Below are 24,629 nucleotides of genomic sequence, written 5' to 3'. Positions count from 1 at the left end.
TCAGGCCGAGCGTTTGCGCGGGGTCGACTTCTTCGCCGGTGTCTTCTTCGCCGTGCTCTTCGCCGTCGTCTTCTTCGCGCTCTGCGCCGACGTCGACTTGGCCGTGGACTTCTTCGAGGACGCCGTCGTCTTCTTCGCCGCCGTCTTCTTCGCGGTGGACGTCGACTTCTTCCCGCCGGTCTGCTTGGGCGCCGCGCGGGACGACTTGCGGGCCGGGAGCGCCTTGACCTCGGCGTGGTCGCCGGCCTCCTCGCCGCGGGACTCGCGGGCGGCGCGGACGCTGTTCTCCAGGGCCGCCATCAGGTCCAGGACCTTGCCCCCGGCGGCCGGTTCCGGGGCCTGCGGCGGGGCCTCGCCGGCCACCTTCGCGGCGATGACCTCCTCCACGGCCTCGCGGTACTCGTCGTGCAGGTCCTCCAGGTCGACCTCGCCCAGGGTGTCCATCAGGGCGTCGGCGAGGTCCAGCTCCTGGTCGCGGACGGTGACGTCGGCGTCGGGGGCGACGCCCTCGGGGGCGCGCACCTCGTCCGGCCACAGCAGGCCGTGCATGGCGATGGCGTCGTCGACGACCCGGAGCATGCCGAGGCGCTCCCGGCCGCGCAGGGCGTACTTGGCGATCGCCACCCGGTTGCTGCGCTTGAGCGCCTCGCGCAGCAGGGTGTACGGCTTGGCCGCGGGGGCGCCACTGGCCTGGAGGTAGTACGCGGCGTCCATCTGGAGGGGGTCGATCCGGTCGGCCGGGACGAACGCCACGATCTCGATCGTCTTGGCCGTGGGCAGCGGCAGGCTGGAGAGGTCCTCCTCGGTGATCGGGATGATCGTGCCGTCCGCGTCCTCGTAGCCCTTGCCGATCTCCCCTTGGGTGACCTCGCGGTCCTCCAGTTCGCAGAACTTGCGGTAGCGGATGCGCCCGCCGTCCTCGCTGTGGATCTGGCGGAAGGAGATCGAATGGCTCTCGGTGGCGTTCACCAGCTTGATCGGGATGCTGACCAGGCCGAAGGAGATGGCGCCGTTCCAGATGGATCTCACGTGCAGCACCCTTCCGGTCACGCTCGGGAGTGTTTGTCACGGTTTGCGTGGGATTCTTATCGTATGGCGCCTATGACAGTGGTGGAGGGGCGACGGCTCGCGCTGAGCAACCTGGAGAAGGTGCTGTATCCCGCCACCGGCTTCACCAAGGGCGAGGTGCTGCACTACTACGCGACCGTCGCCGGGGTCCTGCTGCCCCATCTGCACGACCGGGCGGTGTCCTTCCTGCGGTATCCGGACGGGCCGGACGGGCAGCTGTTCTTCGCGAAGAACGTGCCGCCGGGTACGCCCGAGTGGGTCACCACCGCCGAGGTGCCCCGGGTCGAGGGGCCCTCGCGGATGGTGCTGGTGCAGGACCTGCCGAGCCTGATGTGGGCGGCCAACCTGGTGACCGAGTTCCACACCCACCAGTGGCTCGTCGGCAGCTCGCACGAGGCCGACCGGATCGTCTTCGACCTCGACCCGGGGGCGCCGGCGACCATCGTGCAGTGCTGCGAGGTGGCCCTGTGGCTGCGCGAGCGGCTCGGCCGGGACGGCTTCGAGACGTACGCGAAGACCTCCGGCTCGAAAGGGCTGCACCTGCTCACGGCGGTGCGCGGGGCGTCCTCCGAGCAGGTCTCCGAGTACGCCAAGGCCCTCGCCGTCGAGGCGGAGAAGGCCATGCCGCGCCTCGCCCTGCACCGGATGACGCGGAGTCTGCGGCCCGGGAAGGTGTTCGTCGACTGGAGCCAGAACGCGGCCCGCAAGACGACCGCGGCGCCCTACACCCTGCGGGCCCGCCCCGAACCGACCGTGTCGGCGCCGGTGACCTGGGAGGAGATCGAGGAGTGCCGGGCCCCCGGGCGGCTGGACTTCCGGGCCGGGGACGTACCGCCCCGGGTGCAGGACTTCGGCGACCTCCTGGCCCCGCTGCTGGACCCGGAGGAGGCGGGGTCGCTGCCGTCGTAGGCGACGAGCCCTCCGCCCGCCGGGGCGCCCCGGCTCCGGCGCCGGTCGCTGCGCTGTGTCACACCCGTGCCCAGGTGTGGCGGTCCCGGGCCATGGCGTGCAGGGCCTTCACGTCCGCCGGTTTGAGGACGCCGCCCTGGCGGGACAGGCCCGGCAGGTCACCGTCCGTCAGCACGCGCACCCCGCGGGGCGCGACGGGGACCGACACGGCCGCCGGCTCCACCAGGGCGAGGACCGGGCGGACCTCCGCGGTCAGGGCGTAGGAGGCGCGGGCGGCGTCGGAGCGGACGCGGCGCAGCAGGGGTCCGGGGTCGCGGCGGCCCAGGGCGACGAGGGGGTCGGAGACCCGGACGCGCTGCTTGCGGGCGTACAGCGTGTGGACGGCGTACACGCCGCCGGGGCCGATCAGCAGGTGGTGGACGCGGTCGCCGCCCGGGAGCGGTACCGAGTGCAGGGCGTGCCAGCCCGCGCCGTCCAGGGCGTCGAGGGCGTCGCCCACGGTCTGCTCGGCGGCGAGGGCGCGGCGGCGCGGGTCGGGCCGCAGCCGGTGGGCCGGGCCCGGGTCCCTCTCCAGGGCGACGACGAGGGCCTCCCCGGGGCGGTTGGGGGCGAGGTCGTCGTCGGGGTGGAGGCTGAGGCGGGCGAGTTCGGCGGGGGTCGGCACCGGGGGCGGCCCGACCGTCACCGGGCCGGTGAGGAAGGGCTGGAGGACCCGCAGGACCTCGTCCTCGCGGTCCTCGCCGAGCAGGCTGACCCGGGCGGCCTCCCGGTCGTACCAGGCGACGTTCCCGCCGTCCGGGAGGCAGACGTAGAGGAGCTCCCGGCCGTGCCTCCAGGTCGGTATGACGCGCAGTCCTCGCATGCACCATCACCCCCGACCATGGGAACAGGCGGGGTGCTGCGGGGGCAAGAACCCGGTTACCTTGGGAACGAGTTGGACCCGTCCGGCGACGGGGCGCGGAATGGACACCGTGCCTGGTCAGCGTGGTGCGGGTCCTCGGCGGTCAGGTGGGAGGCGTCGGTGCGTACCCGCGGAAAACCCGATGTTCCGGCTCCGCAGAGCGCGTGGAGCGAGGTGGTCCCCGGCCTGTGGATGGGCGGCCACGAGTACACCGGCGGCTCGGGCCACCGGGAGTTCGCCGTCGTGCGGGACGAGTTCGACCTGGTGCAGACGCTGCTGCGGCTGCCGGGGCACGGGCCCGACCCCGGCGTGCCGCACCAGGTGTGGCCGATCCCGGACGGGCCGCTGGACGGTACGCAGCTGGCCGGGGTGATGCGGCTGGCCGAGGCCGCGTGCGAGGCGCTGGACGACGGCCGCAGGGTTCTGGTCCGCTGCTTCCACGGGTACAACCGTTCGGGGCTGGTGGTCGCGCACGTGCTGATGCGGCGGGGCAGTTCGGCCGAGGAGGCGATCCGGCTGATCCGGGACCGCCGCTCGCCCTGGGCGCTGCACAACGACCTGTTCGTCGCCTACCTGCGGTCCGGGCTGGCGACGGCCCGGCTGCTGGAGGAACTGACCGAGCAGCAGGGCACGGGCTGACCGCTGGCGGCTGGCGGTGGCGGCTGGCGGCTGGCGGCTGGCGACCGAGCAGGGCAGGGCAGGGATGCTGTCCTGCCAGGCGTCGGGGGTCGTCGCGTGCACGGCATACGGGCGCCCTCGCGCGCAAATGGGACGTCCCCGCGAATAAGGTGTACGCGGCCGGCGGTCGCGCCCGAGCCGCGTGATCAATCACCAACCGCAGGAGTGCAGTGCCCCTCAGCCGCCGCCCCGGCAGCCGTCGCCACAGCCACAGCCACAGCCACAGCCACAGCCACAGCCACAGCCACGATCGCCTCGGCCCCTTCACGCGCCGACTCGCACGCTCCCGCGGCCACCTCACCGCCGGTCCCGCCGCGACCCGCGGCCGCCGCGGCCGGGCCGTCCGTGCCACCGCGGTCGCCGTGCTGCTGCTGGCCGGGGCCGTGGGCTGCGGGGACGCCGGCGGTCTCGAAGGTGCGGGGGCCACCCCGACGGCGGCCGGGCCGGTCCGGCTCTGGCCGCAGATGACACCGGCGTCCAGCCCGGCCTTCGAGATCGGCGAGGTGGACACCGAGGTCGTCAAGGGGGTGAAGGTCCCCGGCGACGACATCGGCAAGGTGGACCCGGTCCGCATCGTCCGGGCCGAGATCGCCGCCCACCCCGGCGACTACGAGGGCGCCAAGGCCCCCTACCGCGACACGGAGGCCCGGATGGCCGACTGCGCGGAAGGGCCCGGGCACGGCGACTGCCCCGTCCTCGCCCCGTACTACCGCGACCTGACCGGGGACGGGCGCGACGACCTCGTGCTGGGCTTCCGGCTGCTGCCGGGCAAGACCACGGCCGTACGCGTCTACACGGTCGTCCGGCACCGGATCGAACAGGTGATGGCCTGGGAGGACGCGCTGAGCGGCGTCGAGCTGGCCGGGCGGTCCCTGGTGATCCGCTCGCCCTCCGAGGTGGCCGGCTACGAGTACCGGCTCCAGTGGACCTGGGACCGGGACCAGGGGGCGATGCTCCTCACGCACGACGAGATGCTGCGCACCGGCTCGCGCAAGCCCCCGCACACACCCTCCCACCGCCCGTCGCCCTTCCCCGCCCCGTCCGCCTCGGCTTCCGGGACGCCCTCCGCGACGCCGTCCGGCCCGCCCTCCGCGAGCACCGGATGAAGAGACCCGTCCTCCCCCGGTGGTCCGGGACGCTCGCCGTGAAGGCCGCCGCCTTCATCACGGTGATGTGCTGCGCGCTGGCCGCGCTGCTCGGCGTCCTGGTGCACGTGCAGGTGACGAACCAGACCGTCGGGCAGGCCCGCCACCAGGCGCTGGAGCGGCTGACGCAGGCCACGCAGCGGTACGAGGCCGGGGACGCCCTGCGGCCGGACACGGGGCTGGATCCGCGGGGACTGCCGCGCGAGCTGCGGGACCTGGCGGTCTCCGGGGACCGGGGCACGATGGTCGCCGACCGGGAGGGGCGGCCGACGATGTGGGCGGCCGGGCCCGCCGACGGGGGCAGGGCGCTGGCCGTGGCGGTGGACTACTCGCAGCAGGCCCGCACCATCGCGGGCCTGGACCGGGCGATCCTGTGGTCCTCGGCCCTGGCGATCGGTGCGACGCTGCTGGTCGGCGCGTTCGCGGTGACACGGGTGACGCGGCGGCTGCACGCGACGGCACGGGTGGCCCGGCGGATCAGCGCGGGCGATCTCGACGCCCGCGTGAACGACCCCCGTACCGGCCCTCGTGACGCCGCCACCACAGGGCCCCGTGCCGGCTCCGGCACGGATCCCCGTACCGGCTCCCGTACCGGAGCGCGGGCCGAGGGCCGGGCGCGTCCGCAGGACGAGGTGGCCGCGGTCGCCGCCGCGCTGGACTCCATGGCGTCCTCGCTGCAGGGCAAGCTCCTCGCCGAGCAGCGGTTCACGGCCGACGTCGCGCACGAACTGCGCACCCCGCTGACCGGGCTGCACGCGGCGGCTGAGCTGCTGCCGCCCGGCCGGCCGACGGAGCTGGTCCGGGACCGGGTGGCGGCACTGCGCACCCTCACGGAGGACCTGCTGGAGATCTCCCGGCTGGACACCGGACGGGAGCGGCTGGAGCTGGACACCGAGCAGCTGGGGCCGCTGGCCGGACGGGTGGTGCGGGCGGCGGGGAGCGACACGGAGGTCAGGGTGGTCCGGGACGTGTGCGTGGAGACGGACCGGCGGCGGCTGGAGCGGGTGCTGGGCAATCTCGTGGCCAACGCGCACCAGCACGGGCGGGGGCCGGTGGTCCTGACCGTGGACGGCCCGGTGGTGACGGTGCGGGATCACGGTGAGGGCTTCCCGGAGTACCTGGTGGCGCACGGTCCGCAGCGCTTCCGCACGGAGGGCGGTACGCGGGGGCACGGGCTGGGGCTGACCATCGCGGCCGGGCAGGCCGAGGTGCTGGGCGCGGGGCTGGAGTTCGCGAACGCGCCGGACGGCGGCGCCGTGACGACGCTGCGGCTGCCGTCCGGGTGACGGCCGTCGCGCCTGTAGCTGCACCCGCACCCGCATCCGCTACACCCGCACTCGCCCGTCGTCGTGAGCCCGAGCCCTCTCCTGGCCCAGTGCGGGAAGCGGGGCCCGCGGGGCGCTCCTAAGGTGGCGATCGGCGGGCTTCGCCGCGTTCGCCCGCCCATGGAGGTTCCCGTGTCCCTGCGCTCCAGCCTCCCGACAGCCACCGCCGCAGGTACGCCCACCGCCGCAGGTCCGCCCGCCACCGCTGCCGGCTTCACGCCCGCCGCCGCGTCCGACGACCGGGGCTCCGGCGGCGGCGACAGCCGGCAGGACCGGATCACCCGCACCGACCCGGCGCCACACCGGTGCTGACACTCCGTCACCCAAAGACCCACAAGGCGCACGGTTTGGGTAGGTTCCGGACATGAGCAAGGCCGGAATCACCGTGGCGACGGCGGACCCGCCCGCGCCCGCCGTCCACCGCCCTCCCCGGCGCCGGGGCGTCGAACTCTCCCTCATCGTCCTGGCCGTCCTGCTGTCGGTCTACGGCTACTGCGCCGTGGGCCTGGCCCGGCACGGCACCCTGCCCCCGGGCGCGGCCGGCTACGGCGCCGGGCTCGGCGTGCTGGCCCTGGTGGCCCATCTGGCCGTGCGCCTGCGGGCCCCGTACGCCGATCCCCTGCTGCTGCCCATCGGCGTGCTGCTCAACGGGCTCGGCCTGGTGCTGATCTACCGGCTCGACCTGGAGACCCCCGGCGACCGGGCGGCACCGGCCCAGCTGGTGTGGTCGACGCTGGGCGTCGCGCTGTTCACCCTGGTGGTGCTGGTCCTGCGCGACCACCGGGTGCTCCAGCGCTACACGTACGTCTGTGTCGCCGCCGCGCTGGTGCTGCTCACCGCGCCGATCCTGTTCCCGGCGGTGAACGGGGCCCGCATCTGGATCCGGGTCGCCGGGTTCTCCATCCAGCCGGGCGAGTTCGCGAAGGTGCTGCTGGCGGTGTTCTTCGCCGCCTACCTGGCGGCCAACCGCAACGCCCTGGCCTACACGGGCCGCCGCCTGTGGAAGCTGCAGTTCCCCACCGGGCGGGTCCTCGGGCCGATCGTCGCCGTCTGGCTGGTGAGCGTGGGCGTGCTGGTCCTGGAACGCGACCTGGGGACCTCCCTGCTGTTCTTCGGCCTGTTCGTGGTCCTCCTCTACGTCGCCACCGGCCGCACCGGCTGGATCGCCCTGGGGCTGCTGCTGGCGGCGCTGGGCGCGGTCGCCGTGGGCCGGCTGGAGCCGCACGTGCACAGCAGGATCGAGACCTGGCTGCACCCCTTCGCCTCCGTCGAGGCGGGCGAGGGGGCGAACCAGCTCGCCCAGTCGCTGTTCGCCTTCGCGGAGGGCGGCCTGCTCGGTACGGGCCTGGGCCTCGGCCACTCCGTCCTCATCGGGTTCGCCGTGAAGTCCGACTTCATCCTGGCCACGGCCGGTGAGGAGCTGGGCCTGGCCGGCCTGTCCGCGATCTTCCTCCTGTACGGCCTGCTGGTGGAGCGCGGCTACCGGGCGGGCCTCGCCCTGCGCGAGCCGTTCGGCCGGCTGCTCGCGGTCGGTCTCGCCTCGCTGGTGGCGCTGCAGGTGTTCGTGATCGCGGGCGGGGTGACCGGGCTGATCCCGCTGACCGGCATGGCGATGCCGTTCCTGGCGCAGGGCGGCTCGTCGGTGGTGACCAACTGGGCGATCGTGGCGCTGCTGGTCCGGGTCAGCGACTCCGCCCGGCGCCAGCAGGACGGGCGGGAGACCCGGTGACCCGGCACATCCGGCACGCCCGCCTGTTCTGCGCGCTGCTGCTGGCGGCCCTGCTGCTGAACGCCGCCCGCGTCCAGCTCGTCCGGGCCCCCGAGTACGACCGCAGCCCGGCCAACCGCCGCCCCGACATCGCCCGTTACGAGCAGCCCCGCGGTGACATCCTGGTCGGCGGCAGGCCCGTCACGGGCTCCCGCGACACCCGCGAGCACCTGCGCTTCGAACGGACCTACACGGACGGGGCGCTGTACGCGCCGGTGACCGGCTTCGCCTCCCAGCTGTACGGGACGACGCTGCTGGAGGACGCCCAGGACGGCGTCCTGTCCGGCTCGGACCCGATGCTCACTCCGTTCCCGCTGTGGGACGAGTTCACGCGGGCGCGCCGCACCGGCGGGGACGTCGTGACGACGCTCCACCCGGGTGCGCAGCGGGCCGCGTTCAAGGGCCTCACCGGACTGAAGGGGGCCGTCGCCGCGGTGGATCCCACCAGCGGCCGCATCCTGGCCCTGGTGTCGACCCCGTCCTACGATCCCCAGCCGCTGTCCGGCAACGGGGCCGAGGCGACCCGGGCCTGGAAGCGGCTCAACGCGGACGAGGACCGGCCGATGCTCAACCGGGCGGTGCGGCAGACGTATCCGCCGGGCTCCACGTTCAAGGTGGTCACCGCGGCCGCCGCGCTGGACGCGGGCGTGGTGACGGACCTGGACGCGCCGACCGGCTCGCCCGACCCGTACACCCTGCCGGGGACGCGGACGCGGCTGACGAACGCCGCCGAGGGGTGCCGGGACGCTTCCCTGCGCAAGGCGTTCACCCTGTCCTGCAACACGGTGTTCGCCAAGCTCGGCGTGGAGGTGGGGGTGGCGGACATGACGGCCACGGCCCACGACTTCGGCTTCAACGACCCGGACCTGCGCGTGCCGTTCACGGTGGCCCGCTCCACGTTCGACACCGCGCTGGACCGGGCGCAGCTCGGGCTGTCGTCGATCGGCCAGTACAACACCCGTGCCACACCGCTGCAGATGGCGATGGTCGCGGCGGCGGTGGCCAACGGCGGGCAGGTGCGCGAGCCGTACCTGGTGGAGCGCACGACCCGGCCGGGCGGCGGCACGCTCGCGACCGCGGGGCCGCGCGCGGCCCGTCAGGCGATGTACCCCTCGACCGCGGTGCGGCTGCGGGCGCTGATGCGGGAGGTGGTGGAGAAGGGCACCGGGCACCGGGCCGCGATCCGCGGCGCCGAGGTGGGCGGCAAGACGGGCACGGCCCAGCACGGCCGCCGCAACTCCGGCACGCCGTACGCCTGGTTCATCTCCTGGGCACAGGGCGACCGTGACCTGGAGCCGCGGGTGGCGGTGGCGGTGGTGGTGGAGGACGCGGAGGCGGAGCGCCGGGAGATCAGCGGGGGCGGCGACGCGGCCCCGATCGCCCGGGCGGTGATGGAGGCGGTGCTCACGTCCCCCCGCTGAGCGGTGCGCCCGGCCGGCACGGGCCGGCAACTCGCGCACGGGGGATTGACGAGCTTGCTGACAGGCAGTCTCATAAGTGGGACGGTGACGTGTGCACAACGAGGTGGGGCAGCCATGACGACCCTGACGGAAGCCGACGCGCTCGACGGCCTGCGCGACGCCCTGGGCCTGCTGAAGGACCGGGAGCAGGTGGCCCAGCGGCTGCTCGACTCCTCCGCCAAGCACTCCTTCGACCCGGACGAGGAGCTGGACTGGGACGCGCCCTTCGAGGAGGGCAAGTGGTTCTGGCCGCCGGAGCTGGTGTCGCTCTACGGCACGCCGTTGTGGAAGCGGATGGGTGAGGAGCAGCGCATCCTGCTCTCCCGGCACGAGGCGGCGGCGCTCGCCTCCCTCGGCATCTGGTTCGAGATCATCCTCATGCAGCTGCTGGTGCGGCACATCTACGACAAGGCGGCCACGAGCGCGCACGTGCGCTACGCGCTCACCGAGATCGAGGACGAGTGCCGCCACTCCAAGATGTTCGCCCGCCTGATCTCCCGCGGCGACACGCCCTGGTACCCGGTCAGCCGCGTCCACCAGCAGCTCGGCCGCGTGTTCAAGACCGTCTCCACCACGCCGGGTTCCTTCACCGCGACTCTGCTGGGCGAGGAGGTGCTCGACTGGATGCAGCGCCTGACGTTCCCCGACGAGCGGGTCCAGCCCCTGATCCGGGGCGTCACGCGCATCCACGTCGTGGAGGAGGCCCGGCACGTCCGCTACGCGCGTGAGGAACTGCGCCGCCAGATGGTGACGGCCCCCAAGTGGTCCCAGGAGTTCACCCGCATCACCTCCGGCGAGTTCGCCCGGGTGTTCTCGGTGGCGTTCGTGAACCCCGACGTCTACACGAACGTCGGGCTCGACAAGCGGGAGGCCCTCGCGCAGGTGCGGGCGAGCGGGCACCGCCGCGAGGTCATGCAGACCGGCTCCAAGCGCCTGACGGACTTCCTCGACGACATCGGCGTGCTGCGCGGCGTCGGCCGCCGCCTGTGGAAGTCCTCGGGCCTGCTGGCGTAGCGCCCCGGCCGGGAGAGGACCGCGACCGCCGGGCGGCCGCCGCACGGGCCGCACCCCGGATCCGCCCGCGCGCGGCGACCGGTGCCCGGATCCGCCCGCTGTGCGGTGACCGGTGCCCCGATTACGCTGCTGGGCATGACGCCAGCCGCCTCCAGTCCCGCCTACCGGCGACTCAGTGTCGAGGAGCGGCGCAGCCAGCTGCTCTCCTCCGCGCTGGGCCTCTTCGCGCACCGCGCCCCGGACGAGGTCTCGCTGGACGACGTGGCGGAGGCGGCCGGGGTGTCGCGGCCGCTGGTGTACCGCTACTTCCCCGGCGGCAAGCAGCAGCTGTACGAGGCCGCCCTGCGCTCCGCCGCCGACGAGTTGCAGCACTGCTTCGACGAACCCCGCGAGGGCCCGCTGCTCGCCCGCTTGTCCCGGGCCCTGGACCGCTACCTCACCTTCGTCGACGAGCACGACACCGGCTTCAGCGCCCTGCTCCAGGGCGGCAGTGTCGTGGAGACCTCGCGCACGAGCTCCATCGTCGACGGGGTCCGCCGGGCCGCCGCCGAGCACATCCTCAGCCACCTGGGCGTCACGCGCCCCGGCCCGAGCCTGCGCATGACCGTCCGCATGTGGATCACCGCGGTGGAGGCCTCGTCGCTCATGTGGCTCGACGAGGGCAAGCAGCCCCCGGCCGGGGAGCTGCGCGACTGGCTGGTGGAGCAGTTCGTCGCGGTGCTGACGGTCACCGCCCGGCGCGACCCGCAGACCGACGGCCTGGTCCGGGCCCTCGCCGAGGATGTCTGACACTGATCCCGTGAAGAGCGAAGAGACCCCCTTCGAGGGCGGCCCGATGGACGGCAGGGTCCTGCCCGTCCTCGTCGGCATCACCGGCCACCCGCCCAAGACGTACCGCATCCCCGTCCCGGACCCCGCCGGCGGCCCGTCCACGGTCCTGGTCTACCGGCGCGTCCCCCGCGGACCGGGCAAGGTCGGCCTGACCAACCGCTGGAAGTACGTGTACGCCCCGGAGGGCGTGCCGCCCCGCCGGCTGAACTGGCCGTGGTCCAAGCCGCGGAGGCCAGACGCCACGCCGCCCGGCAAGCCGGACGACGCCGACGGGTGACCCCGTTGCGCCGAACCGCGCACAGTCGCCGCGCGCGCTCCGCGCGCACGCCTGATCCTCACGAGTGTCCGGTGGCCGAAGGGCCGCCCCCGCACCGGAGGTGATGGCATGTCAGGAAGGCTCGTGCGTCTGGTCTGTGTCGTGGCGGCCTCGGCGGCCGCGGCGACCACGGTCCTCGCACCCGCCCCCGCCACCGCGGCCCCGAAGCCGGAACCGGCCGAGGACGCCTCCGTCGCCACACTGCTGACGGACCTTCAGAAGCTTTACCGGAAGACGGAGAAGGCCACCGAGGCCTACAACGCCGCCGAGGAGAGGCTGAAGGAGCAGCGGGCCGAGACCGGCCGGCTGGAGCGCGCCCTGGTCCGGGCCCGGCTCTCCCTGTACGACAGCCGGGGCGCGGCCGGCCGGCTGGCCCGCCAGCAGTACCAGAGCAGCACGGACATCTCCCCCTACGTGCGCCTGCTCCTGGCCCGGGACCCGCAGCACGCGATCGAGCAGGGGCAGGTGATCGGCCGGCTCGCGCGGGAGCGCGCCGAGGCCGTCGGCCGGCTGACCGGTGCCGAGCGCGCGGCCGGTGAGCTGGCCCGCACCTCCCGCAAGGCGCTGGACCGGCAGCTCGTCCTCGCCGAGCGGCGCAGGAAGGCCCGCGACGAGGTCCGCGAGCGCCTGAGGGAGGTGGAGAAGATGCTGACGTCGCTCAGCCGGGAGCAGCTGACCGCCCTGGCCGAGCTGGAGGCGGACGGCATCACGAAGGCGCAGCAGGAGTTCCTGGCTTCCGGAGCCCTCGGCGGGACCACCGAGGACGAACGCGCAGGCGACGAAGAGACCGCCGACAAGACCGCCGAGAAGGACGACGGGGGTGACGAGGACGGGGGTGACGAGGACGGCGGCGGCGGTGACGGGAAGAACCGCGACCACCGGAAGGCCGGCGGCCGGGAGGGCGTGCGCCGGCCTTCCGCGGCGGGCGCCCGGGCCGTCCGCTACGCGGTGCGGCAGCTGGGCAAGCCCTACGAGTGGGGCGCGGAGGGCCCGAAGTCGTACGACTGCTCGGGGCTGACCTCGCGGGCGTGGGCCGCCGCCGGGAAGACGGTGCCCCGGACCAGTCAGCAGCAGTGGAAGCGGCTCGCCCGGGTCCCGCTGAACCGGCTGCGCCCCGGTGACCTGGTCGTGTACTTCCCCGAGGCCACGCACGTGGCGGTCTACCTGGGCGACGGCATGGTCGTCCAGGCCCCCCGCCCCGGCGCGCGGGTGAAGGTGTCCCCGATCGCGGCCAATCCGGTCCTGGGCGCCGTACGCCCCGACCCGGGCGGGAAGCCCCTGCGGCGCTACCGGCCGCCGGAGCTCCCCGAGAGCGCCGTGCGCGGGTCGGACAAGGGCTACGGGGCCTACGCGGCGCCCGCGCCGGACACCTCGGCCAGGTAGGCCTGCGTCTTGTCCGGGTCGTAGAAGAAGTTCTCGAAGTCGGAGGGGTCGTTGAAGCCGTTCGCGAAGCGGTCGGCGACCGGCTGGATCTCGCCGGCGGCGCCGATGAGGTTCAGGATGTGCTCCGGCGGCGGCGCGAGCATCGCGTTGGTCCACTTGGTGACGTGCTGCGCGGTGTTCCAGTAGCGGTCGAAGGTGGCCCGCATCCACTCCTCGTCGAACGGCTTGTCGCCGTGCTCGACGATCGAGGCGAGGTAGGCGGCGGCGCACTTGGACGCCGAGTTGGAGCCCTGCCCGGTGATCGGGTCGTTCGCCACGACCACGTCGGCGACGCCGAGCACCAGGCCGCCGCCCGGCAGGCGCCCGATGGGGTTGCGGACGGTGGGGGCGTAGCGCCCGGCCAGCGTGCCGCCGGCGTCGGTCAGTTCGACCTTGGTGGCCCGCGCGTACTCCCACGGGACGTACCGCTCCATGAGTTCCAGGGTCAGGGAGAGGTGCTCGGCGGGGTCCTTGACGCCGGCGAAGACGTCGAGCGGGCCGCCGGGTATGCCCTCCCAGAAGAGGATGTCGGCGCGGCCGGAGGTGGTCAGGGTCGGCATCACGAACAGCTCGCCGACGCCCGGCACGAGGTTGCAGCGGACCGCTTCCGTGCCCGGGTGCTCGGGACGCGGGCCGAGGCCGTGGACGTAGGCCACGGCGAGCGCGCGCTGCGGCTCGCCGTACGGGGAGCGCTCGGCGTCGCGGGCGAACATCTGCACCAGTTCGCCCTTGCCGGCCGCGACCAGCACCAGGTCGTAGGTGCGGGAGAAGTAGTCGAGGTCGCCGACGGCCGCGCCGTGGATGACCAGCTGCCCGCCGCGCTGGGCGAAGGTCTCCATCCAGCCGGCCATCTTCACGCGCTGGTCCACGGACTGCGCGAACCCGTCGAGCCGGCCCAGCCAGTCGATGGCCCGGGCGGCGGGGCCCTCGGCCCAGGAGCCGGGGGCGGCGACCGAGACGCCGAGTCCTTCGATCTTCGGGGCCTGGGACTCCCAGAAGTTCAGCTGGAGGTCACGCTCGTGCTGCAGGGCGGTGTGGAACATGCACTGCGTGGACATGACCCGGCCGGTGCGGATCTCGTCCGCGGTCCGGTTCGACATCAGGGTGACCTCGTACCCCTGGGACTGCAGGCCGAGGGCGATCTGGAGGCCGGACTGACCGGCTCCGACGACGAGTATCTTCCGCATGCGGGGCTGTCTCCTACTCGGGGGTTTCGTCGAGCGCGTGGCCCACCAGGGCCAGGAGGGTCTCGATCACGGAGATCCGGCGACGCGCGTCCATGATCATGACAGGTATGTGCCGCGGGATGGTCAGGGCCTCCCGCACGTCCTCCGGCTCGAACAGCTCGCTGCCGTCGAAGTGGTTGACGGCGACCACGTACGGCAGTCCGGAGCTCTCGAAGTAGTCCAGGACCGGGAAGCAGTCCTTCAGACGCCGGGTGTCGGCCAGGACGACGGCGCCGATCGCTCCGCGCACGATGTCGTCCCACATGAACCAGAACCGCTGCTGGCCCGGCGTGCCGAACAGGTACAGCACCAGGTCGTCGTCGAGCGTGATGCGACCGAAGTCCATGGCGACGGTGGTGGAGGTCTTGCCCGGCGTGGCGGTGAGGTCGTCGGTGGCCTCGCTCGCCTCGGTCATCAGCGCCTCGGTCTGCAGGGGCGTGATCTCCGAGGCGGAGGTGACCAGCGTGGTCTTGCCCACGCCGAAGCCGCCCGCCACCACGATCTTCGTGGCTATGGGGGCCCGGGTGCGGTCCGTCTCCCAGGCGTGCATGCCCTCGTCGGGCTGCGCGAACGGAGAGGAACCGGAGACGCCGTGAGCGGCGTCAGAGACGACGGAGTCCACTCAGCACCCTTTCCAGCAGAGCGCGGTCGGGGCGGCCCGTGCCGTGGCCGGTCCCCGTGCCGTACACACGGATCTTTCCCTGGTCCGCGAGGTCGCTGAGGAGCACGCGGACCACGCCGAGCGGCATCTTCAGCAGCGCGGCGATCTCGGCCACCGTACGCATCCGGCGGCACAGTTCGACGATGGCCCGCAGCTCCGGCATCACGCGGCTGGAGAGGTGGCCGTTCGTCAGTTCCCTGCGCTCCTCGGCCGCTTCGAGGGCGGCCGTGCTCGCCACGAAGGTCTCCACGAGGAGGACGTGGCCGAAGCGGGTGCGGCCGCCGGTGAGCGAGTAGGGGCGCACCCGGGCGGGTTTGCGGTCGCCGCCGCGCACGGGGAGCTGCTGTTTGGGCGTCCTGCTCATCGGGCGTCCTCCGCCGTCTGCGACTCCTCGAGGGAGGCGCGCAGCTCGCTGCGCAGTTCGGGCGTCAGGACGTGGCCGGCCCGGCCCACGAACAGCGCCATGTGGTAGGCCACCACGCTCATGTCGCAGTCCGCGGAGCCGTGCACGCCGAGCAGCGAGCCGTCGCTGATCGACATGACGAACAGGCTGCCCTCGTCCATGGCGATCATGGTGTGCTTGACCCCGCCGAAGTCCATCAGCTTGGCGGCCCCGACGGTGAGGCTGCCGATGCCGGAGACGATGGTCGCCAGGTCGGCGGCGGATCCGCGCGGGCCGGCCTGCCGGGTCCCTCGGGTCTGCCGGGCTTCCCGGGCCTCCTTGTTGCGGTCCGCGTCGGAGGACAGCAGGAGCAGTCCGTCGGACGAGACGACCGCGACCGACAGGATGCCGGGGACCTCCTCGACGAGGTTGGTCAGCAGCCAGTGCAGGTTTCGTGCCTCGCTGCTCAGTCCGATCAGTCCGAAGGTACTGGGAGCGGTCAACTGCTTGCCTCCTCGACTGTGCCCCCCGTGGCTTCTTCGGATTCAGCTGGTCCAGATGTGCCGGTGGCCGGCGGCCGCTGGTGCGAGGCCGTCTGCTCGGCGATCTCCGCACTGACGTCCCGGTAGCCCGCCTGGGCGCCCTGGCGGAAGCCGCCGAGGCGCCGGCGCAGGGCCTCGGCGTCGACGGAGCCGCTGCGCTGGCGTGGCGCGGTGGCCGGTGCGGTGATCTTCGGCGTGCGCTTGGGGAGGCCCTTGTCGGTGACGCGCTCGTGTTCGGCGCCGGCCTCCGCCGCGGCTTCCCCTCCGGCGGTCTGGTCCCCGGCCGCACCCCCCGTGCGGCCTTCGTGTTCCTGCGCGGCCGGCTCCTGCGGGGCGTCCCCGCCGTCGGCGGCAGCGGATGTGTGCTGCACGTCCTCCGGCTCGCCCTGCGGTATCGGAGCCAGCAGCTCCATCGTGGTCTCCGACGGGGTCTCCGCCGGGATCCGTGTGGGTTCCCCGCCGGCGGGTCGCGCCGTGCCGTCCGGTCCGGTGGTGCCGGCCGGGTCGGGGTGCTCGGCCGCCGTGCCGCGCTCGTCGGCCTCCTGGCGGCGTACGGCCTTCTCCGCCAGGGCGACCAGCGGGTCGCCGCTCTCGGCGCGGCCGTGCAGGACGTTGGAGTTGGCCTCGGCGTCGGCACCCGGCAGGGAGACGGAGTGGGCGGCGCCGGTGACGGGGCCGGAGGCCGGGACGGCGCCCGGGGTGGCCGCCGCCAGCAGGGTGCGGGGCAGGACGACGACCGCCGCGACACCGCCCTGCTTCTGCTCGCGCAGCTGCGCGCGCACGCCGTGGCGGTGGGCGAGGCGGGCGACGACGTACAGGCCGAGGCCCAGGCCGTCCTCGCCCTCCTGGTCGTAGGGCGCCTCCGGGTCGAAGTCGGACAGCCGGGCGTTGAGGCGCTCCATGCGGTCCTCGGTCATGCCGATGCCCTCGTCCTGCACGGAGAGCATGACCTCGCCGTTCTCCAGCAGCCAGCCGGAGATCTCGACGGGCAGGTCGGGCGGGGAGAACGAGGTGGCGTTCTCCAGGAGTTCGGCCAGCAGGTGGGAGAGGTCGTCGGCGGCGAACCCGGCGATGTGGGCGTGCGGCGGCAGGGCGGCGATGCGGACCCGCTCGTAGCGCTCGATCTCGCTGACCGCGGCGCGGACGACGTCCACGAGCGGTACGGGACCGGCCGTGTGCTGGACGTGCTCGGTGCCGGCGAGGACCAGGAGGTTCTCGCTGTGCCGGCGCATGACGGTCGCGAAGTGGTCGAGCTTGAACAGCGTGGACAGGCGGTCCGGGTCCTGCTCGCGCTCCTCCAGGTTCTCGATGACGGCGAGTTGCCGCTCGACCAGGCCCAGGGTGCGCAGCGCGAGGTTGACGAACGTGCCGCCGATGGCGGTGCGCAGCCGCTCCAGCTGGGCCGCGGACTCGGCGAGTTGGCCGCGCAGCTCCTCGCGGGCGTCGGCCATCTTCTGGCGCTGGCCGACGAGGTGCTTGCGGTCGGACTCCAGCGTGGTGATGCGCTCGGTCAGGGCGGCGGCGTGCGCGTGCAGGGCGTTGACGGAGCGGACGACCTGGGCGAACTCGTCGTTGCGGCCGGTGAACTTGACCGGCTCCTCCGCCGCCGGGTCCTCGGCCTCGGCGAGGCGCTTGGAGCCCAGGCGCAGCACGGCGAGCGGCCGGGTGAGGCTGCGGGCCATGCCCGTGGCGACGCCGACGGCGAGCAGCATGAGGGCGCCGAGGAGGGCGACGCGGATCTCCAGCGCGGTGACGTCGTCGTCGCGCAGCGCCTCGAGGTCCTTGGTGCGCCGGTCGTAGAGGGCCGACTCCACGCCGCGCATCAGGTCGACGCGGGCGGACAGGGCGGTGTTCAGCTTCTTGGTACTGGTGGACAGTTCGCGGCCGGAGAGGGCCGGCTGGTCGGTCAGGGCCGCCAGGTACGTGTCGGCGGAGTTGACCTCGGCGCCGGTGACCGTGCTGTCGAAGGAGGTGCGGGCGGCCTTGGGCGCGGTGGCGCGGAAGTCGGCCAGCGCCGCGTCGGAGCGCAGCCGGGCCTGCTGGGCGGCGGCGCTCAGCCGGTCGCGCTGCCGGGTGTCGGCGTCCGAGGAGGTGGAGGTCTGGGTGGGCAGCCCGGTGACCGGGTCGATGACCGTCCCGGTGCTGCGCGGCACGCTCAGCGCGGCGAGCAGCAGCCCGCGGGCCGCGGCGGCCTGCTGCACGGCGGAGTCGAGTTCGGCCAGGGCGTGCCCGCCGGCGCCGGCGCGCGGCGGCGTGCGCTCGGCCAGGTCCTCGGCGAGCCGGTGGAGTTCGGTGATGGCGGCGGAGTACGCCTGGTGCGCCTCCAGGGCGCTGCTCTTGCCGGTGAGCGCGGCGCGGCGCACGGCCGCTATGCCGTCGAGCCCGTCCCGCAGGTCGGCGGGCGTGTCGGTGTCGGCGCGCAACTCCTCGACCTGCCGGTCCACGCGGGCGCTGCGCTGCTCGGAGGGGGCCTTGGACTTGGGGCGGCCGGCCGCGATGTAGGCGGTGACGTCGTCGCGCTCGTCGGCCAGGGAGTGGGCGAGCACGAGGGCGTCCCGCGTCTGCTCGGCGAGCGTCACCAGCCCCTGCGAGTCGTGCAGTTGCCCGGAGGCGGCCAGGACGGCCGGGGTGCCCGCGCCGGCGATGGCCGCGGCGACCACGGCCACGGCCACGATCAGCCGGTTGCGCACGTGGGTGGGGCGGCCCTTGCCGGTGGGGGGCGTCGGCTCGGCGTTCTGCTGGGGGGCCGTCTGCTTGCCTGTGCGACGAGGCCGCGTCTTCTGCACCGGTGCTCGCATTCCTGACTCGTGAACCCTTGGGTCCGGGTGACGCTCCGTCAACTGGCGCGTACTCCCGGTACACTTCCCGACCCTCCCAGCGCCGGTGTGCCACGCACGCGCATCACCTGACCCGCCACCCGAAGGAGTGAACATCGGAGGGGAGTTGAGGGGCAAGTTCCAGCGGCCTGTGCAGCCGCCGCGCGCGGCACGCCGGTTGGACGGCGGCGACGGGCGGTGGCAGTATTCGCCGCCACGCCTTCCCGTTCCACGGCATTACCTCCCAAACAGGGCGTCTGACCTGCCCGGGTGTGTCGGTCCGGCGACCGTTGCCGCCCCCCGGCGAACCGTGTGAAGGCCTCGTGCAGACTGGCCGGATGCGTACGGAACTCGCCTCGGAACCGTCGGACGCGGGCCGCCCGAACGAGGACTTCGCCGCCGTCGGGCTACCGGCCTCGGGACAGGGCGGTTCGGTCGTCGTGCTGGACGGGGTCACACCGCCGAAGGGCGGGACGGGCTGTCTGCATTCCGTTCCCTGGTTCACCGCGCGCCTCGGCGGTGCGCTGACCGAACTGACCGTTTCACTCCCGGATGTTCCCCTGGCCGACGCGCTGTCCCAGGCGATCGCGCGTACCGCCGCGGCCCACGCGGCAACCTGTGACCTTTCTCACCCCCGGACGCCGCAGGCCACGGTGGTCCTGGCCCGCTGGAACCCGGCCGCGGTGGAGTACCTGGTCCTGTCGGACTCGGCCCTCCTGGTGGAGTCGCCGGAGGGGGTGGTGACGCCGGTGCTGGACGACCGGCTGGCCCTGCTGCCCCGTTCGGCCCTGGCGACGGACGCGCTGGTGGACGCGACGCTGCGCAACAAGGAGGGCGGCTTCTTCACCGCGGCGGCCGATCCGTCCGTCGCCGCGCGGGCGGTGACCGGCACCCTGCCCCGCGGCGAGGTGCGCGCCCTGGCCGCCCTCACGGACGGCGCCGGCCGCTGGGTGGAGCTGTTCCGGGAGGGCGACTGGACGGACTGCTTCCGGCTGGTGCGCAAGGAGGGGCCGCGGGCGCTGCTGGACCGCGTGCGGGAGCTGGAGCGCGCGGACGCCGCCCGCACGTTCCTGGGCGGGAGCAAGACGCACGACGACGCGACGGTCGTGTACGCCGAGCTCTAGATCCGCCGCCGGTCGGACGACACCACGACCGCGCCCCGCGGGCGCGGGTGGGGCCCTCCGCTGCGGCGCCGCGCTCCCCCGGCGGCCGCTCCGCGCTCCCCCGCTGCGTCTGCCCGCTCCCGCCGGCTACTTCTCCATGCTGCGGTTGAGCTGGTGCAGCAGGCGGGCCAGTTCGGTGACCTCGCGGGCGTCCCAGTCGGCGAGGCGGCCGGCGTAGCGGGCGCGGCGGGCCTGGCGGACGCGGCGGACCCGGTCGTGCCCCTCCTGGGTGAGGGCGACCAGCCAGGCCCGTCCGTCGGCCGGGTCGGGCTCGCGGGCGACGAGCCCGAGCTCCTCCAAGGCGCGCAGCTGCCGGGACATGGTGGCCTTGCCGACGCCGATGTAGCCGGCGAGCTCGGTGGCCCGCTGCTTGCCGCACTCGTCCAGGCGCACGAGCAGCCCGTACGCGGACGACTCCAGGTCGGGGTGGACCTCGCGGGCCATCTCGCCCTGGTTGGCCCGGGCGCGCCGCAGCAACACGGTCAGCTCGCGCTCCAGCGCGAGGAACGCGGGCTGGTCCACGCCGCGTCCGCCCGTGCCGGCGTCCCGGCGGTCGTCGTCGTTGCCGTCGTCGTGCACGTCAGCCCTGCCTCGGTCGTCGCCCGCTACCTGAATTCTCCGCCGGCCGCGGGCATCGCCGCAGCTCGGCAAGTATTCCGCAGCTCACGGGAGTCGTGCTCACAGGGTCCTCACACGGTGAAGGCCCGGGCCTCCCTCACGGGGCCCGGGCCTTCCCTCATCCGATGACCTCCGTCACGCGGCCACCGGAACCTCGGGCGCCGCACCGTTGGTCGCGGGCGCGAGCGCCAGTTCCAGGACCTGGCGGACGTCGGTGACGGCGTGGACGTCGAGCTTGTCCAGCACCTCCGCCGGGACGTCGTCCAGGTCGGGCTCGTTGCGCTTGGGGATGATCACCGTGGTGACCCCCGCCCGGTGCGCGGCGAGCAGCTTCTGCTTCACACCGCCGATCGGCAGCACCCGCCCGGTGAGCGAGACCTCGCCGGTCATCGCCACGTCCGTGCGGACCAGCCGGCCGGAGAGCAGGGACGCCAGGGCCGTGGTCATCGTGATGCCCGCGCTCGGGCCGTCCTTCGGCACCGCGCCCGCCGGGAAGTGGATGTGCACGCCCCGGTCCTTCAGGTCGGCCACCGGCAGTTCGAGCTCGGCGCCGTGGGAGCGCAGGAAGCTCAGCGCGATCTGCGCGGACTCCTTCATCACGTCGCCCAGCTGACCGGTCAGGGTCAGTCCGGCGGCGCCGGTCTCGGGGTCGGCCAGGGACGCCTCGACGTACAGGACGTCACCGCCCGCGCCCGTCACCGCGAGCCCGGTCGCCACGCCCGGCACGGACGTCCGCCGCTCGGCCGGGTCCTGGGCGGACTCGGGCACGTGGTGCGGGCGGCCGATCAGGTCGCGCAGGTCCTCGTCGCGGACGGTGAAGGGCAGGTCCCGCTCGCCCAGTTCGTGCTGGGCGGCGACCTTGCGCAGCAGCCGCGCGATCGACCGCTCCAGGGTGCGCACGCCCGCCTCGCGGGTGTACTCGCCGGCGAGCTTGCGCAGGGCGCTCTCGTCGATGGTCACCTCGTCGGTGCCCAGTCCGGCCCGCTCCAGCTGGCGCGGGAGCAGGTGGTCGCGGGCGATGACGACCTTCTCGTCCTCGGTGTAGCCGTCCAGGCGGACGATCTCCATGCGGTCGGCCAGGGCCTCGGGGATCGCCTCCAGGACGTTGGCGGTGGCGAGGAAGACCACGTCCGACAGGTCCAGTTCGACCTCCAGGTAGTGGTCCCGGAAGGTGTGGTTCTGCGCCGGGTCGAGCACTTCGAGCAGGGCGGCGGCCGGGTCGCCCCGGAAGTCCGAGCCGACCTTGTCGATCTCGTCGAGGAGCACGACCGGATTCATCGAGCCGGCCTCCTTGATGGCGCGGACGATCCGGCCGGGCAGCGCTCCGACGTAGGTGCGCCGGTGGCCGCGGATCTCGGCCTCGTCGCGCACGCCGCCGAGGGCGACGCGGACGAACTTGCGGCCCATCGCGTGGGCGACGGACTCGCCGAGGCTGGTCTTGCCGACGCCGGGCGGGCCGACGAGCGCGAGCACGGCACCGCCGCGCCGGCCGCCGATGACGCCCAGCCCCCGGTCGTTGCGCCGCTTGCGCACCGCCAGGTACTCGGTGATGCGCTCCTTGACGTCCTCCAGGCCGGAGTGCTCGGCGTCGAGTACGGCCTTGGCGCCCTGGATGTCGTAGGCGTCCTCGGTGCGCTCGTTCCACGGCATCTCCAGGACCGTGTCGAGCCAGGTCCGGATCCACGAGCCCTCGGGCGACTGGTCGGAGGAGCGCTCCAGCTTGTCGACCTCCTTCAGGGCGGCCTCGCGGACCTTCTCGGGCAGGTCGGCGGCCTCGACCCGGGCCCGGTAGTCGTCGGACTCCTCGGCGGGGTCCTTGCCCGCCTCGCCGTTCAGCTCGCGCAGCTCCTTGCGGACGGCTTCGAGCTGGCGCCGCAGCAGGAACTCGCGCTGCTGCTTGTCGACGCCCTCCTGGACGTCCTTGGCGATGGTCTCGGCCACGTCCTGCTCGGCGAGGTGGTCGCGCAGCTGCTGGGTGGCGAGCTTGAGCCGGGCCACCGGGTCGGTGGTCTCCAGCAGTTCGACCTTCTGGTCGGTGGTCAGGAACGGCGAGTAGCCGGAGTTGTCGGCCAGCGCCGAGACGTCGTCGATGGCCTGGACCCGGTCGACGACCTGCCAGGCGCCGCGCTTGCGCAGCCAGGCGGTGGCGAGGGCCTTGTACTCCTTGACCAGCTCGGCGACCTGCCCGGGCACCGGCTCCGGGACGGTCTCGTCGACGCTGGTGCCCTCGACCCAGAGGGCCGCGCCGGGACCCGTGGTCCCCGCACCGATCCTCACCCGCCCCCGGCCGCGGATCAGCGCGCCCGGGTCGCCGTCGGCCAGCCGGCCGACCTGCTCGACGGTGCCGAGGACACCGGTGTTCGCGTACGTGCCGTCGATGCGTGGCACCAGGAGTACCCGGGGCTTTCCGGGTGTTGTGCGGGCAGCGGCCTGAGCGGCCTCCACCGCCGCACGGACCTCGGAATCGCTCAGGTCCAGCGGGACCACCATCCCGGGCAGCACGACCTCTCCGTCGAGCGGCAGCACGGGCAGGGTGAGCGGTGTGAACGCCGTGGACTCAGCAGCCATGATCTCCCCTTCGGCAGTCAAGTTGAGCTATGCCGACTCAATGCTCGGGCGCGGCCGAATGTTCCCCCGCCCCTGTTCGCTGTCAGCGATCACCTCTCACGCGGCGGATCGCCGGGCCCCTAAGGTGCTCCCAGTAATAGGTGAAGAACCAATTCGGTTGTTACGGGGGATGGCATGGACGGAACCGTGCGGGCGTGGGTGGACGGCTGGGTGGTGTCGCGCGGGGCGGCCCCGCCCGCGGCCGAGCCGTGGGGCTGGACGATCGACGTGGGGATGTACGGGCACGTCACCCGGCACGTCCTCGGCGCCAGGGGAGACGCCGTGGACGAGACGACGGTCCGCAAGGTGGCGGGCGCGGTGACCGGGCACGGGGTGTGGCTCAAGGTCTTCCGGGACCCGGCGGTGGTCTCCGGCTGGCTCGGCGGCGACTGGTGGATCGACCCGGAGACCGGCTGGCTGATGACCCTGCCGCTGACCGAGGAGGACGTCCCGCGGGTTCCCGACGGCTACCGGCTGCGCACCTGGTCGCGCGGCGGGGTGACGCGGCTGATGGTGGCCGCGCCCGACGGGTCCCTCGCGGCGCGCGGCCAGATCGCCCCGACGGGCGGCACCGCCGTCGTCGACCAGATCGAGACGGCCGCCGCGCACCGCCGCAGGGGCCTGGGCAGCCTCGTGATGCGGACGCTGCAGCAGATCGCGGTCCGGCACGGCGCGCACACCGGCGTCCTGGCCGGCACACCCGCGGGCCGCGGGCTCTACGAGGCGCTGGGCTGGACGGTCGCCGCCCCGCTGACCAGCGCCCGGTACGGCCCGCCGCCCTCCGCTCAGGCTTGAGGAGCCCCCCGCCGGGCACCGGCCGGGAGCCGCCGGGCGGCGTGCCACCGGCGCACCGCCGGCCAGGTCGCCATCCCGACGAGCAGGGCGATCAGGTGCCCCCATCCGGTCATCGGGTCGGTGAAGGCGAGCAGGTCCTCGAGGAGGGCGCCGCAGGCGGCGGTCAGCAGCGGCAGGCGCAGCCACAGCGGCAGCAGCCCGGCCAGGGCGCCGCAGGCGGCGGCGGCACCGAAGCTGACGCCGTAGTCGAGGCGGTGCAGGGAGGAGCCGGGGAGGCCCCCGGCCAGCACCGCGAGGCCCACCGGCACCTCGGTCGCCAGGGTGGCCACGACGTGCCCCAGCAGGAAGACGCCGGCCGTGCGCAGCCCGCCGACCCGCCGCTCCAGCGCCGTCAGCACCAGGACGAAGCCGGCGGTGAACGGCGACGCCACCCCGCCGGCGACCCACAGCGCGCTGCCGACCAGCACCAGCTCCGGGGTGCGCACCAGGTGGGCCACGTCGGTGCTGGAGCCCTGGAGCAGCGCGTGCACCAGGGCGGGATCGGCCCGCTCGGCGATCAGCGCGGTCGCGCAGAGCACGGCGGTGTACCAGAAGGTGAAGGGCGTCCCGGCGGGCGTGGGCAGCAGCCGCCAGGGCCGCATGCCGCGCGCCGCGGACCGGCGCCTGCCCGCCACCGGGGTCCCGCGCGAGCCCGCGGCCGGCGCCGCCTCCCCCGCGCCGGCCTCGGGGCGCACGCCGCCGTCCGGGTGCCCGCGCGTGCGCCGCTGGCGCGGCACTCCGTCGAGCGGCGGGGGCGCGTCGCCCGCGGGCGCGTCGTCCGGCACCCGTGAGCCCGCCCCGCCGCACGGCTCGGGCACCTCACCCGTCGCAGAAGCGGGCGCCGAGGACGGGGTCGTCCCGTCCGGCGGCGGTGCGGTGCGTTCCAGCACGGGCGCTCCTTCCCTCGTCCCGGGCCTGCGCCCCACCCGTTCCGCCGTCCGTG

At 74.0% G+C, this 24,629-nt stretch carries 22 protein-coding genes; 12 read left to right on the top strand and 10 right to left on the bottom strand.

The window, feature by feature from the left end; all coding sequences use genetic code 11:
• Window positions 1-1,038, bottom strand: coding sequence for a Ku protein (locus tag ACFYWG_RS19210; RefSeq protein WP_383501114.1), 1,038 nt, complete (start codon window positions 1,036-1,038; stop codon window positions 1-3).
• 54 nt (window positions 1,039-1,092) lie between these two features.
• Between ACFYWG_RS19210 and ligD the strand changes: the two genes are divergently transcribed.
• A complete protein-coding gene (gene ligD, locus ACFYWG_RS19205; protein WP_389202391.1) occupies window positions 1,093-1,977 on the top strand; it encodes a non-homologous end-joining DNA ligase in 885 nt (294 codons plus the stop codon).
• A gap of 58 nt (window positions 1,978-2,035) precedes the next feature.
• On the opposite strand, the gene ACFYWG_RS19200 is transcribed toward ligD, so the two are convergent.
• Window positions 2,036-2,839, bottom strand: a complete 804-nt coding sequence (locus tag ACFYWG_RS19200) for a nuclease-related domain-containing protein (RefSeq protein WP_389202388.1) — start codon at window positions 2,837-2,839, stop codon at window positions 2,036-2,038.
• A 159-nt stretch (window positions 2,840-2,998) separates the two neighbouring features.
• On the opposite strand from ACFYWG_RS19200, the gene ACFYWG_RS19195 reads away from it, so the two are divergent.
• From ACFYWG_RS19195 to ACFYWG_RS19155, 9 genes are all read left to right on the top strand, one after another.
• Window positions 2,999-3,517 carry a dual specificity protein phosphatase family protein gene (locus tag ACFYWG_RS19195; RefSeq protein WP_376328588.1) on the top strand — a complete coding sequence of 173 codons (519 nt, stop codon included), beginning with the start codon at window positions 2,999-3,001 and terminating at the stop codon, window positions 3,515-3,517.
• Window positions 3,518-3,918: 401 nt separating this feature from the next.
• Window positions 3,919-4,662 carry a hypothetical protein gene (locus ACFYWG_RS19190; protein WP_389202779.1) on the top strand — a complete coding sequence of 248 codons (744 nt, stop codon included), beginning with the start codon at window positions 3,919-3,921 and terminating at the stop codon, window positions 4,660-4,662.
• Window positions 4,659-5,987 carry an ATP-binding protein gene (locus ACFYWG_RS19185; protein ID WP_389202385.1) on the top strand — a complete coding sequence of 443 codons (1,329 nt, stop codon included), beginning with the start codon at window positions 4,659-4,661 and terminating at the stop codon, window positions 5,985-5,987. The genes ACFYWG_RS19190 and ACFYWG_RS19185 overlap by 4 nt, the downstream gene beginning before the upstream one ends.
• Before the next feature lie 403 nt (window positions 5,988-6,390).
• Entirely contained in the window at window positions 6,391-7,755 is a 1,365-nt protein-coding gene (locus tag ACFYWG_RS19180) for an FtsW/RodA/SpoVE family cell cycle protein (protein ID WP_376328594.1), read from the top strand.
• Complete coding sequence (locus ACFYWG_RS19175; RefSeq protein WP_389202383.1) at window positions 7,752-9,215, top strand: penicillin-binding transpeptidase domain-containing protein; 1,464 nt, start codon at window positions 7,752-7,754, stop codon at window positions 9,213-9,215. The genes ACFYWG_RS19180 and ACFYWG_RS19175 overlap by 4 nt, the downstream gene beginning before the upstream one ends.
• 114 nt (window positions 9,216-9,329) lie before the next feature.
• The gene (locus ACFYWG_RS19170) at window positions 9,330-10,268 is read left to right on the top strand and encodes a diiron oxygenase (RefSeq protein WP_376328597.1); all 939 of its coding nucleotides are present in this window, start codon (window positions 9,330-9,332) and stop codon (window positions 10,266-10,268) included.
• 135 nt (window positions 10,269-10,403) lie between these two features.
• The gene (locus tag ACFYWG_RS19165) at window positions 10,404-11,057 is read left to right on the top strand and encodes a TetR/AcrR family transcriptional regulator (RefSeq protein ID WP_383501056.1); all 654 of its coding nucleotides are present in this window, start codon (window positions 10,404-10,406) and stop codon (window positions 11,055-11,057) included.
• A 10-nt stretch (window positions 11,058-11,067) separates the two neighbouring features.
• Complete coding sequence (locus tag ACFYWG_RS19160; protein ID WP_376328602.1) at window positions 11,068-11,376, top strand: hypothetical protein; 309 nt, start codon at window positions 11,068-11,070, stop codon at window positions 11,374-11,376.
• A 108-nt stretch (window positions 11,377-11,484) separates the two neighbouring features.
• On the top strand, window positions 11,485-12,798 hold the full coding sequence (locus ACFYWG_RS19155) for an NlpC/P60 family protein (protein ID WP_389202380.1): 1,314 nt from the start codon (window positions 11,485-11,487) through the stop codon (window positions 12,796-12,798).
• Here the strand turns inward: ACFYWG_RS19155 and ACFYWG_RS19150 are convergent.
• The 5 genes from ACFYWG_RS19150 to ACFYWG_RS19130 are packed head-to-tail and all read right to left on the bottom strand — an operon-like array spanning window position 12,762 to window position 18,434.
• Window positions 12,762-14,024, bottom strand: coding sequence for a styrene monooxygenase/indole monooxygenase family protein (locus tag ACFYWG_RS19150; RefSeq protein WP_376328605.1), 1,263 nt, complete (start codon window positions 14,022-14,024; stop codon window positions 12,762-12,764). The two genes, ACFYWG_RS19155 and ACFYWG_RS19150, sit on opposite strands and share 37 nt — an antisense overlap.
• Before the next feature lie 13 nt (window positions 14,025-14,037).
• The gene (locus ACFYWG_RS19145) at window positions 14,038-14,685 is read right to left on the bottom strand and encodes an ATP/GTP-binding protein (RefSeq protein WP_333933984.1); all 648 of its coding nucleotides are present in this window, start codon (window positions 14,683-14,685) and stop codon (window positions 14,038-14,040) included.
• Window positions 14,666-15,088, bottom strand: coding sequence for a DUF742 domain-containing protein (locus tag ACFYWG_RS19140; RefSeq protein ID WP_376328609.1), 423 nt, complete (start codon window positions 15,086-15,088; stop codon window positions 14,666-14,668). The genes ACFYWG_RS19145 and ACFYWG_RS19140 overlap by 20 nt, the downstream gene beginning before the upstream one ends.
• Window positions 15,085-15,609 carry a roadblock/LC7 domain-containing protein gene (locus tag ACFYWG_RS19135; RefSeq protein ID WP_376328612.1) on the bottom strand — a complete coding sequence of 175 codons (525 nt, stop codon included), beginning with the start codon at window positions 15,607-15,609 and terminating at the stop codon, window positions 15,085-15,087. Before ACFYWG_RS19135 ends, ACFYWG_RS19140 begins: the two co-directional genes overlap by 4 nt.
• Complete coding sequence (locus tag ACFYWG_RS19130; protein ID WP_389202376.1) at window positions 15,606-18,434, bottom strand: nitrate- and nitrite sensing domain-containing protein; 2,829 nt, start codon at window positions 18,432-18,434, stop codon at window positions 15,606-15,608. Before ACFYWG_RS19130 ends, ACFYWG_RS19135 begins: the two co-directional genes overlap by 4 nt.
• A gap of 368 nt (window positions 18,435-18,802) precedes the next feature.
• Between ACFYWG_RS19130 and ACFYWG_RS19125 the strand changes: the two genes are divergently transcribed.
• Window positions 18,803-19,588, top strand: coding sequence for a protein phosphatase 2C domain-containing protein (locus ACFYWG_RS19125; RefSeq protein ID WP_389202374.1), 786 nt, complete (start codon window positions 18,803-18,805; stop codon window positions 19,586-19,588).
• A 126-nt stretch (window positions 19,589-19,714) separates the two neighbouring features.
• Here the strand turns inward: ACFYWG_RS19125 and ACFYWG_RS19120 are convergent, their stop codons facing one another.
• The gene (locus tag ACFYWG_RS19120) at window positions 19,715-20,206 is read right to left on the bottom strand and encodes a MarR family winged helix-turn-helix transcriptional regulator (RefSeq protein ID WP_383501040.1); all 492 of its coding nucleotides are present in this window, start codon (window positions 20,204-20,206) and stop codon (window positions 19,715-19,717) included.
• 174 nt (window positions 20,207-20,380) lie between these two features.
• Window positions 20,381-22,813: an endopeptidase La gene (gene lon / locus ACFYWG_RS19115; RefSeq protein ID WP_389202372.1), complete on the bottom strand. Its 2,433-nt coding sequence runs from the start codon at window positions 22,811-22,813 to the stop codon at window positions 20,381-20,383.
• Between the two features lie 174 nt (window positions 22,814-22,987).
• Here lon and ACFYWG_RS19110 point away from each other — a divergent pair, with 174 nt between their 5' ends.
• Entirely contained in the window at window positions 22,988-23,647 is a 660-nt protein-coding gene (locus tag ACFYWG_RS19110) for a GNAT family N-acetyltransferase (RefSeq protein ID WP_389202370.1), read from the top strand.
• Here ACFYWG_RS19110 and ACFYWG_RS19105 read toward each other — a convergent pair.
• On the bottom strand, window positions 23,638-24,573 hold the full coding sequence (locus tag ACFYWG_RS19105; RefSeq protein ID WP_389202776.1) for a rhomboid-like protein: 936 nt from the start codon (window positions 24,571-24,573) through the stop codon (window positions 23,638-23,640). The genes ACFYWG_RS19110 and ACFYWG_RS19105 overlap by 10 nt on opposite strands.
• Window positions 24,574-24,629: the final 56 nt, after the last annotated feature.

Origin of the sequence: Streptomyces sp. NPDC003456, assembly GCF_042878735.1 — a bacterium.
Taxonomy (GTDB): domain Bacteria; phylum Actinomycetota; class Actinomycetes; order Streptomycetales; family Streptomycetaceae; genus Streptomyces.
Note: the sequence above shows the minus strand (reverse complement) of the source record. Positions and strands in the feature narration are given on the sequence as shown.